Origin of the sequence: Streptomyces sp. E2N166 (genome assembly GCF_003671715.1) — a bacterium.
GTDB classification, from domain to species: domain Bacteria; phylum Actinomycetota; class Actinomycetes; order Streptomycetales; family Streptomycetaceae; genus Streptomyces; species Streptomyces thinghirensis.
In genome coordinates this window covers 286460-295931 of record NZ_RAIF01000018.1, presented here as the reverse complement: position 1 = coordinate 295931, position 9472 = coordinate 286460, and the positions used below count along the sequence as shown (strand labels likewise).

The following is a 9472-nucleotide window of genomic DNA, read 5'->3' as shown; positions in this document are numbered from 1 at the left end:
TCCCCGGCCTCCTCGGCGTCCGGGCCGTCGGGAGCCTCGAAGCCCCCGCTGCCGTCGTACGCCCCCTTCATGCCGCGCCCCCGTATCCCGGCGGCGCCCCGGGGGTCTTTGGGGTGCCGGCGTCGCGGGCGGTGGAGAGGAGCTGGAGGCCGAGGCGGAGGCGGCGGCGGGCCTCGTCCTCCGTGACGCCGAGGTCGGCGGCGGTCTGGCGGTAGTCGCGGCGCTGGAAGTAGGCCAGTTCCAGGGCGGCCCGCAGCGGGGCCGGCATGGACTGGACGATGTAGTCGGCGCGGGCGGCGACCGAGGCGTGACGCACCTTGTTCTCCAGCTCCTCGGTGGTGCCTGGTCCGCCGCGGGCGAGGGCGGCCGTCTCGGTGGCGCGCAGCCGCTGCACGGCCAGGCGGTGGGTCAGCGTGGCGACCCAGGTGCGCAGCGGGCCCTGCCGGGGGTCGTAGGTGTCCGGGTGCTCCCAGACGTGTGCGAAGACGTCGCGTGTGATGTGGTCGGCGGCCCGCTCGTCACCGAGCACGCGGTGCGCCAGGCCGTGCACGAGCGAGGCGAACCGGTCGTAGAGCTCGCCCAGGGCGGCGGCCTCCCCACGCGCGAGCCGCTGCTGCATCTTGCGGTCCCAGCGCAGTGGTACGTCCCTCTTCGCCATACGGCCCCTTCACCCCCTGTGCGGTCCTCTGCTCGTTCCGTAGTCGTGTGTGCTCGTGCGTACCTGTGCCTGCTTGTGCGTGCTCGTTCTCCGGCCCGTGCCGGTCTCCAGCCTGTGGCCACCGTCTCCCCGAATGTAGTCGGCACGTCCGACATCGCACGCCCCTTTGTGCCAATGCGCGCCCCCGACGGTCCGCAGGTGGTAAACGCTCCCGACGCGCCTCACCTACCCTCTATCGTGCGACCGGTTTCGATCGAACAGGATCGAAACCATCTGAAACAAGCCTATTCCGACCGGCCACCGTTTCCGGGCGGGCGTTTGCGGGAACGGCCGGTGGGCAGGCGCGCCGCCAAGAAGCGTAAGCATGGCTTCCGTTTCGGGTTATTCCGGACGTTCCGGCGAATGAAGGGCATGGTGGTGACGTTCAACGTGATCGGCGGCGAGCGGGGCCAGTGGGCCGTGCTCCAGGTGTCGGGCGAACTGGACCTGGTGACGTCACCGGTGCTGCGGCAGCGCGTGCACGACGAGGTGGCCGAGGGGCGGCACAGCCTTGTCCTGGATCTCTCCGAGGTCCTGTTCTGCGACTCCAGCGGCGTCGGCGTGCTCATCGCCTCCCGGCGGCTCATCCGCTCCTGTCAGGGCCGGCTCCGCCTGATACTGCCCGCCCAGGGGGCCGTCGACGGCTCCCACGTCAACCGCGTCCTGGGCGCGCTCGGGGTGCGCCGGCTCTTCGACGTCCACCCCGACCTCGCCTCGGCGACCGGCGACGAACCGCGCTCGCTCTCCGCGTAGATCCCGCCCGCGGTCGCGCCCTTCGTCGTACGCTCCCAGCGTTGCGCACGAGGTTGCGCACGAGCGATACGCACCCACCGAAACCGACGACGTGAGGCGGCCGGAGAAGACAATGGTCAACAGCGAGTACGAGCGCAGGATCGCCGCGCGGTTCGCCACCTTCGACCAGGACGGCAACGGTTACATCGACCGTTCGGACTTCAGCGGAGCGGCCAAGGCGGTGCTCGCCGAGTTCGGCACCGCGGCCCGTTCCGAGAAGGGCCAGGCCCTGTACGGCGGCGCTGAGGCGTTCTGGCAGGGCATGGCCGGCATCGCCGACCGGGACGGCGACCAGCGCATCACCCGCGAGGAGTTCGTGTCCGGAGCGGTCAAGCGACTGCGGGACAACCCGGACCGGTTCGCCGAGATCGCCCGGCCCTTCCTGCACGCGGCCCTGGACGTCGCCGACACCGAGGGTGACGGAGCCGCCACGGTCGAGTCCGCCGCGCGGGTGCTCACCGCGCTCGGCGTGCCCGGGGACGCCGCCCGGCCGGTCGCCGAGGCGCTCGACGCGGACGGCGACGGCAAGGTGGAGGAGGCGGAGATCGTCCCGGCGTTCGCCCGCTACTTCACCGTGCCCGAGTAGCGCGTCCCGCGCCGGCGGCCGTCAGCGCCTTCCCGAACAGATGTCGCGGATCGTGGCAGGGCGGCATCACGGAGCGTTGATACCGGGTCGTGTTCGCCGTGTGACCCGTTACGGCCCGGAGTCGGCGCCACACTCCGGTACCTTGTGTGGGATGCGAGTGGTCCCGAGCGCCAGCCGTGCCGGAGTTGCCCTTGGGGCGGCTCCGGAACCGGCGGTGTGCGCCTTGCCTCGCAGGGTGGAACGGCCGTCGGCCGCCGCCTGTTCGACTCCCCGGAACGAGCGTCGCACAGTATGCCGCACGGGTACTCCTTCGCGCTGGAATATGCCCGAAGCGCTTGTTGAGGTGACTGTACGTCAACCATGCTGTCCCACACGGGATTCACGTTCCGTGATCCCTGACCCGGCCTTTGTTCTGGCCATGCAGAAATGGCTACGATCGTGGCCCTCATGAGGCGCGAGCCTTTGTGTCCGCCGGTTCGGATGGTGTGAGCGGTGCAGGTGCTTCAAGTGCAGCTGGAGGTCCGGCCCGACCCCTCGGAAGTGGGGCGTGCGCGACGGTGGGCGCGCTCACGGCTCGCCGGGGCCGGGATACAGGCCGACGAACCACTCGCCGAGACGCTGGTCCTGCTCGTCTCCGAACTGGTCACCAACGCCGTGGTGCACACCGGCAGTTCCGCCGTGCTGCGGCTGGTGCTGCCGGGATCGGTGGCCGAGGAGTCCGAGGAGGCGACCGTCCGCCTCGAAGTGGACGACGCCAGCGACCGCGCCCCGGTGCCCCGCTGTGTGAACGGCGAGGCGACGGGCGGGCGGGGTCTCGCCCTCGTCGACGGCCTCGCCGACCGCTGGGGCTGGAGCCGGGAGGGCACCGGCAAGCGCATCTGGTGCGAACTGGACCGCTGCGCAGGGCGCGAGGACGCCGCGCCGGTCTGCGGAAGCGGTGGTGGCGCGGTGGCGTTCGAGGGGTTCGCCTTCGAAGTGGTGTAGCGGCCGGCGGCGTGGAACGCGCCGGGTGCACGAGCCCCCGCTGCTCGTGGAGGTGATGCGGCAGTGCGCCGGGCATGCTTCCGTGCGCGTCCTGCGCATACGGGGTGTAAGTGATGAATCCCCCTGCGCCGGTTGACGGATCGTGACCGTTTCCTCACGCTTGTAGGCAACGATTCGCCGCGAGGGGACGACGAGGCCTCGGTGACGGAGCCCTCGACGAGCGTGGGTCGTGATTCGGCGGCGGTTCCCTCGGGGGCGACGGGAGCCGGGCGGGAGCGCCGGAGTCGGGTGGCGGCGCGCGGTGCCATGCTCGGGGCGGACAGCGCCGCGCCGCCGTTCCGGCAAGTACGGGGGACCGGGTGGTACCGGGGGGCCGAAGGAGAGTGCGGTGAAGTTCCCGCTCACTGTCCACAGGCTGTGGACAACTCTGTACGGAAAGTCCGCCGGTACGCGGTCGGGGTGACCCCGAGCGCCGTCTGCAAGTGCTGCCGCATCGACTGGGCCGTGCCGAAGCCGGCGTCGCGGGCCACCTGGTCGACGGAGAGAGCGGTGGACTCCAGCAGGTGCCGGGCCCGTTCGACGCGCTGACCGGTGAGCCACTGGCCCGGGCTGACACCGACCTCCTCGCGGAAACGGCGGGTGAAGGTGCGTACGGACATCGACTCCTGGGCGGCCATGTCCCGTAGCTGGATCGGCTCGTGGAGGCGGCCGAGCGCCCAGGCGCGCGCGCCGGTCGTCGAGGACTGCTGGGGATCGGGCACCGGCCGATCGATGTACTGCGCCTGCCCGCCGTCGCGGTGCGGCGGCACGACGGTGCGGCGGGCCACTTCGTTGGCGACGGCGGTGCCGTGGTCCCGGCGCACGATGTGCACGCACAGATCGATCCCGGCCGCGACCCCGGCCGAGGTGAGGACGTCGCCGTCGTCGACGAACAGTACGTCCGGGTCCACCCGCACCTTCGGGAACAGCCGCTGGAAGTGCTCGGCGGACGCCCAGTGCGTGGTCGCCGGCCGGCCGTCGAGGTACCCGGCGGCGGCCAGGACGTAGCCGCCCGTGCAGATCGCGACGAGGCGGGTGCCGGGCCGGACGAGCGCGAGCGCGGCGGCCAGTTCCCCGGTCAGTACGCCCTCCTCGTGCACGGGGCCCAGCTCGTAGGAGGCCGGGACGACGACCGTGTCGGCGGTGGCCAGGGCCTCGGGGCCGTGCTCGACCAGGATCGCGAAGTCGGCGTCGGTGCCGACCGGCCCCGGCGGGCGCACCGAACAGGTGACGACCTCGTACAGCGGGCGCTTCCGCTCGTCCTTGGCGCGCCCGAAGATCCGCTGCGGGATGCCCAGTTCGAAGGGGAGGAGGCCGTCGAGGGCGAGAACGACGACGCGGTGCGGCCGGTGTGCGCGGTACGTACGATCGGACGTCATGGCCCGATCCTAGCGAACGCTGTCCTTCGGGCCACTGGATCGCAAGGATCGCGCGCCCGAAGCTCAATGACGTGCCCCAGACAACCGACGCCGCCGCAGCATCCGTACACCGGCCGGAGCCCGCCCGCCCGCGTCGCCGCGCCCGGGTGCACCGTGCCTGGTGGGTCGCCGCCGTCACGTTCGTGACGATCATCGGCGCCGCCGCCTTCCGCTCCCTGCCCGGCATCCTCATCGACCCGCTCCACCAGGAGTTCGGCTGGTCGCGCGGCACGATCGGCGCCGCCGTCTCCGTCAACCTCGCGCTCTACGGGCTGACCGCCCCCTTCGCCGCGGCGCTGATGGACCGCTTCGGCATCCGCCGCGTGGTCGCCGTCGCCCTGATCGTCATCGCGCTCGGCTCGGGCGCGACGGTGTGGATGGACTCCGCCTGGCAACTGATCCTCTGCTGGGGCCTGCTGGTCGGCCTCGGCTCCGGCTCGATGGCGCTGGCCTTCGCGGCCACCGTCACCAACCGCTGGTTCACCGAGCGGCGCGGCCTGGTCACCGGCGTCCTCACCGCCGCCTCGGCCTCCGGGCAGCTCATCTTCCTGCCGCTGCTGTCCTGGATCGTCGAGACGTACGACTGGCGCCCCGCGGCCGTCACCGTCGCCCTGGCCGCCCTCGCCGTCGTCCCCTTCGTCTGGCTCCTCCTGCGCGACCACCCGGCGGACGTGGGCCAGAAGCCCTACGGCGCCCAGGAGTTCGTGCCCAAGCCCGCCCCCGTGCCCGGCGCCGCCCGCCGCGCGCTCAAGGTCCTCTTCTCCGCCGCCCGCACCGGCCCGTTCTGGCTGCTGGCCGGCACCTTCGCGATCTGCGGCGCCTCGACCAACGGCCTGATCCAGACCCACTTCATCCCCGCCGCCCACGACCACCGCATGCCGCTGACGACCGCCGCGTCGCTGCTGGCCGTGATCGGTGTGTTCGACGTGGTCGGCACGATCGCCTCCGGCTGGTTCACCGACCGCTTCGAACCGCGCCGCCTGCTCGCCGTCTACTACGCCCTGCGCGGCGTCTCCCTCCTCTTCCTCCCCCTCCTCCTCGCGCCCAGCGTCCACCCCCCGATGATCTTCTTCATCGTCTTCTACGGCCTCGACTGGGTCGCCACCGTCCCGCCCACCCTCGCCCTGTGCCGCGAGCACTACGGCGACGACAGCGCGATCGTCTTCGGCTGGGTCCTCGCCTCCCACCAGGTCGGCGCCGCCCTCGTCGCCTTCCTCGGCGGGGTGGCCCGCGACGCCTTCGGCTCCTACGACGTGGTCTGGATCGCCTCCGGCGCCCTGTGCGCGGCGGCGGCACTGATGGCACTGGTGATCCGGCGCCGGCCGGTACCGGTGACCGCCCTGCCGTGACCGGGCGCGGGCTGCCCCGGCACGGAACGGGAGACGACGCCCTCGCCGCCGACGCCGCGCCCCTCAGCGCGGAAGCCGCGAGACCCGCCCCCCGTCCCTCTTCGCCACCGCCCTCGCGATCCGAGCCGCGTCCATCGCCAGTTCGCGGAGCATGCCGCTGACCGGATTGGTGAAGCCGGTGAAGTACAGGCCGGGGGCGTTGTCGGGGGAGCGGGCGCCCCGTGCGGCCGGTCTGCCGCGGGCGTCGAGTACGCCGAGGTGGCCGACCAGTCCCTCCAGGCCCCGGAGGTATCCGGTGGCGGCGAGCACGGCGTCCGGTGCGACGCGGGTGCCGTCGGCGAGGGCCACCTTGCCGTCCTCGAAGCCGTCGACGGCGGCCACGATCTCCACCCGGCCGCCGCGCACCGCGTCGATCAGGCCGACGTCCTGCACCGGGACGGCGCCCTCGGCGACCCGGGTGAGGAGGCCGGTGTCCGGGCGGGGCAGCCCGTGCGCCGACAGGTCGGGCGTGCTGATCCTGGCCAGTGGCCGGGCGAGCCGGTCCACGAGGCGGGCCGGCAGCCGCCGTACGAGGACGCCGCTGTACTGGGCGGGCCAGCCGGCGGTGGAGCGGCGGACGATGTGGGGCGCGGTGCGCACGGACAGCCGGACCCGGGCGGCCCCGCCCTCCACCAGGTCCACGGCGATCTCGGCGCCGGTGTTGCCGACGCCGACGACCAGGACGTCACGGCCGGCGTAGGGGGCCGCGTTCCGGTACTCGGCGGCGTGCCGGACCTCGCCGGTGTAGGTGTCCCGGCCGGGCCAGTCCGGCAGGCGCGGGGTGTGGTTGTAGCCGGTGGCGACCACGACGGCGGCGCCGGTCAGCTCGCGGCCGCCCGAGGCGTGCAGCAGCCAGCCGGCGCCGTCGGGCGCGCGCTCGACGCGGAAGACCTCGACGCCGGTGACGATCTCCAGCTTGTGGTGTTCGGCGTACTTCTCCAGGTACCGCACCACGTCGTCCCGGGCCACCCACCGACCGAAGCGGCGCGGTATCGGCAGTCCGGGCAGCGCCGAGAGGCGGCGGGTGGTGTGCAGGCGCAGCCGGTCGTAGTGGCGCCGCCAGGAGGCGCCGACGTGGTCGGCCCGCTCCAGGACGACGGCCCGCAGACCTCGCGCGCGCAGCGCGTGGGCGACGGCGAGGCCGCCGGGGCCCGCGCCTATGACGTACACGGGGCGGTCCGCGGGGTGTGCGGGCTGCGGTTCAGCGGACGCTGTGGAGTCGGCCATGCCGCGAGCGTAATCACGCTCTCGCTTGATGGGTCTCGGTCAAGAGCGGAATCGGTTGCGGATCGGTCACGACCGCCGCCCGCGGTCGGATTGAATGTCTCGATGGCCCACACACGCATGCAGACCCTCGCGCCCTCCCTCACCGAACCGCACGGACACGGCCTCCACCTCCGGTCCTGGGACGCCGGCTCCGACGCCGACGCCGAGACGTGGCTGCGCGGCTGCCTGGACCCCGAGTTCCAGCGCTGGAACACACCGCTCAGGCTGTGGACGGACCTCGCCGGTGCCCGTGAGTCACTGCGCGCCCGCGCCCGGGACGCCGGGCAGGGCAGGTCCGCGTCGTTCCGGATCACGGACGAGGGGAGCGGCACGGTGCTGGGCCACATCGGCGTCAACGAGATCAACCTGCCGCTGAAGCTGGCACGGGTCGGTTACTGGGTGCTCCCCGAGGCCCGCGGCCGGGGGGTCGCCACCCGCGCCCTGCTCCTCGCGTCGCGCTGGGCCTTCGCGGAACTCGGCCTGTACCGCCTGGAACTGGGTCACGCGGTCGGCCACGACGCCTCCTGCCGGATCGCCGAACGCTGTGGCTACGCCTACGAGGGCACGATGCGCGGGGCGATGTTCGAGGCCGGCCGGCACGACGTGTTCCGCGACGCGCATCTGCACGCGCGGCTGGCGGCGGACGCGGAGCCCGCGGCGCCCGCCGGCCGGTGACCGTCGCTCACGGCCACAGCAGCCGCGTGCCCCAACCGCCTTCCTCCGTCCGCCGGTAGGCCAGCCGTACGTGGCGGCGGCGGGCGTCGCCCTGGAAGAACTCCACCTCGTCGGGGAGCAGCCGGTACAGCGTCCAGGACGGGACGGGCGCGTCCGGCTCCCGGCCGGCCCGCTCCCAGGCCGCCTCGGAGGCGCGGGCCAGCTCGGCCGCCGAGTCCAGGTCCGCGCTCTGCCGTCCGGTGAGGGCGGCGGCCAGGGCGCCCGTCGAGCGGGCGTGCAGGTCGGCGTGCGCCACGTCGGCCGGGGCGACGGCGACCGGGCCGCGCAGGCGTACCTGGCGGCCCAGCACCGGCCAGTAGAAGACGAGCGCCGCGTACGGGCGGGCGGCGAGGTGGCGGCCCTTGCGGCTGCCGGCGTGCGTGGCGAAGGACCAGCCGTCCGCGTCCGCGCCGTGCAGCATCACGACGCGTGCGTCCGGCAGGCCCTCCGCGTCCGCCGTCGCCAGCGAAACGGTGTGCGGCTCGCTCTGACCGGCCGCCACCGCCTCGGCGAACCACGCCGTGAACAGGGTCAGGGGATCGCCGGGCGCGGTGGCCGGGTCGAAGGGCGGCAGTTCGGTGACCGCGGGATCCCACACCCGCAGCGACCTCAGCAACTCGTGAAGATCGGTTCCCATGCCCCGATTGTCACGGGCGCCGGGCCCTGGTTCACACCGAGCCGAGGTCGGAGGAGACCCAGCGCTCCGGTCGCATGCGGACGATGACCTGCTCGCCGTGGCTCGCGGAGGCGAAGGCGACGTAGCCGTCGACCTTCTCGGCCGGGAGGTACCGGGCGGAGATCTCCCGCAGGTCGTCCCCGGTGGCGGTGACCGTCTCGACGACCGGCCCCTCCACCGACACGTACCGGATGGTGGGCTCCAGCCGGTCGACCATCAGGGAGAACCGGCCCGCCGCCTTGATCAGCTCGTTCTTGCGGCTGTCGAGGCCGGTCATGATCCATACGTCGCCGCCGGGCTCGTACTGGTACCAGATCGGCACGGTCAGCGGGGCCCGGCCCGCTCCCGCGTCGACCGCGAGCGCCGCGATGTGGGGCTCGGCCAGGAACTTCTCACGCTCTTCGCGGGTCAGGGCCATTCCGGTCTCCTCCAGCGGGTACGGACGTCGTTGCTTTGGCTCAACACCGGCCGGGCGCAAGGCTGTTCCCGTTCGGCGGACTCCCGCCGGACGTCCGTCAGGACAACGCCAGCCGCTGCACCAACAGGAACGCCCCGATGCCCAGCATCGCGGCGCCCGACGTACGCGTGACCGCGCGGGCCGCGGCCGGACGCGCGCCCAGGACGGCACGGGCGGCGACACCGACCGTGAGGTAGACGGCGGCACAGCACGCCATGTGCAGCAGTCCCAGGACGACAGTCTGCACGGGCACCGGCAGGTGCGCACCCCGGGTGACCAGGAACTGCGGCAGCACGGACAGGTAGAGCAGCAGGCCCTTGGGGTTGAGCCCGCTGATCGTGGCGCCGCGCAGGAACACCCGGGCCCGGGAGCCGCCCTCCGCGGTGGCCGGGCCGTCCTGCGCGGCCGCCCCCGGGGTGCCGGGCCGGCGCAGCACCGACCACCCCAGCCACACC

At 73.2% G+C, this 9472-nt stretch carries 11 protein-coding genes; 5 read left to right on the top strand and 6 right to left on the bottom strand.

Going from position 1 to position 9472, the window contains the following annotated elements:
• Positions 1 to 67: 67 nt before the first annotated feature.
• A complete protein-coding gene (locus tag EBH09_RS15620) occupies positions 68 to 658 on the bottom strand; it encodes a sigma-70 family RNA polymerase sigma factor (RefSeq protein WP_121747609.1) in 591 nt (196 codons plus the stop codon).
• A 411-nt stretch (positions 659 to 1069) separates the two neighbouring features.
• On the opposite strand from EBH09_RS15620, the gene EBH09_RS15615 reads away from it, so the two are divergent.
• From EBH09_RS15615 to EBH09_RS15600, 3 genes are all read left to right on the top strand, one after another.
• Positions 1070 to 1450 carry an STAS domain-containing protein gene (locus tag EBH09_RS15615; protein WP_121747824.1) on the top strand — a complete coding sequence of 127 codons (381 nt, stop codon included), beginning with the start codon at positions 1070 to 1072 and terminating at the stop codon, positions 1448 to 1450.
• 112 nt (positions 1451 to 1562) lie between these two features.
• A complete protein-coding gene (locus tag EBH09_RS15610) occupies positions 1563 to 2075 on the top strand; it encodes an EF-hand domain-containing protein (RefSeq protein ID WP_121747608.1) in 513 nt (170 codons plus the stop codon).
• Between the two features lie 507 nt (positions 2076 to 2582).
• Positions 2583 to 3059, top strand: a complete 477-nt coding sequence (locus EBH09_RS15600) for an ATP-binding protein (RefSeq protein WP_193776360.1) — start codon at positions 2583 to 2585, stop codon at positions 3057 to 3059.
• Between the two features lie 401 nt (positions 3060 to 3460).
• Here the strand turns inward: EBH09_RS15600 and EBH09_RS15595 are convergent, their stop codons facing one another.
• Positions 3461 to 4477, bottom strand: coding sequence for a helix-turn-helix domain-containing protein (locus tag EBH09_RS15595; protein WP_121747605.1), 1017 nt, complete (start codon positions 4475 to 4477; stop codon positions 3461 to 3463).
• Between the two features lie 71 nt (positions 4478 to 4548).
• Between EBH09_RS15595 and EBH09_RS15590 the strand changes: the two genes are divergently transcribed.
• Positions 4549 to 5865: an MFS transporter gene (locus EBH09_RS15590; RefSeq protein ID WP_121747604.1), complete on the top strand. Its 1317-nt coding sequence runs from the start codon at positions 4549 to 4551 to the stop codon at positions 5863 to 5865.
• Between the two features lie 63 nt (positions 5866 to 5928).
• Here the strand turns inward: EBH09_RS15590 and EBH09_RS15585 are convergent, their stop codons facing one another.
• The gene (locus EBH09_RS15585) at positions 5929 to 7131 is read right to left on the bottom strand and encodes an NAD(P)/FAD-dependent oxidoreductase (protein ID WP_121747603.1); all 1203 of its coding nucleotides are present in this window, start codon (positions 7129 to 7131) and stop codon (positions 5929 to 5931) included.
• Between the two features lie 102 nt (positions 7132 to 7233).
• On the opposite strand from EBH09_RS15585, the gene EBH09_RS15580 reads away from it, so the two are divergent.
• On the top strand, positions 7234 to 7845 hold the full coding sequence (locus EBH09_RS15580) for a GNAT family N-acetyltransferase (protein ID WP_121747602.1): 612 nt from the start codon (positions 7234 to 7236) through the stop codon (positions 7843 to 7845).
• A gap of 7 nt (positions 7846 to 7852) precedes the next feature.
• Here the strand turns inward: EBH09_RS15580 and EBH09_RS15575 are convergent, their stop codons facing one another.
• From EBH09_RS15575 to EBH09_RS38935, 3 genes are all read right to left on the bottom strand, one after another.
• Entirely contained in the window at positions 7853 to 8521 is a 669-nt protein-coding gene (locus EBH09_RS15575) for a pyridoxal 5'-phosphate synthase (protein ID WP_121747601.1), read from the bottom strand.
• A 31-nt stretch (positions 8522 to 8552) separates the two neighbouring features.
• The gene (locus EBH09_RS15570; RefSeq protein ID WP_121747600.1) at positions 8553 to 8978 is read right to left on the bottom strand and encodes a pyridoxamine 5'-phosphate oxidase family protein; all 426 of its coding nucleotides are present in this window, start codon (positions 8976 to 8978) and stop codon (positions 8553 to 8555) included.
• A 97-nt stretch (positions 8979 to 9075) separates the two neighbouring features.
• On the bottom strand, positions 9076 to 9472 hold a 397-nt coding region (locus EBH09_RS38935), incomplete at its 5' end, for a LysE family transporter (protein ID WP_238697327.1).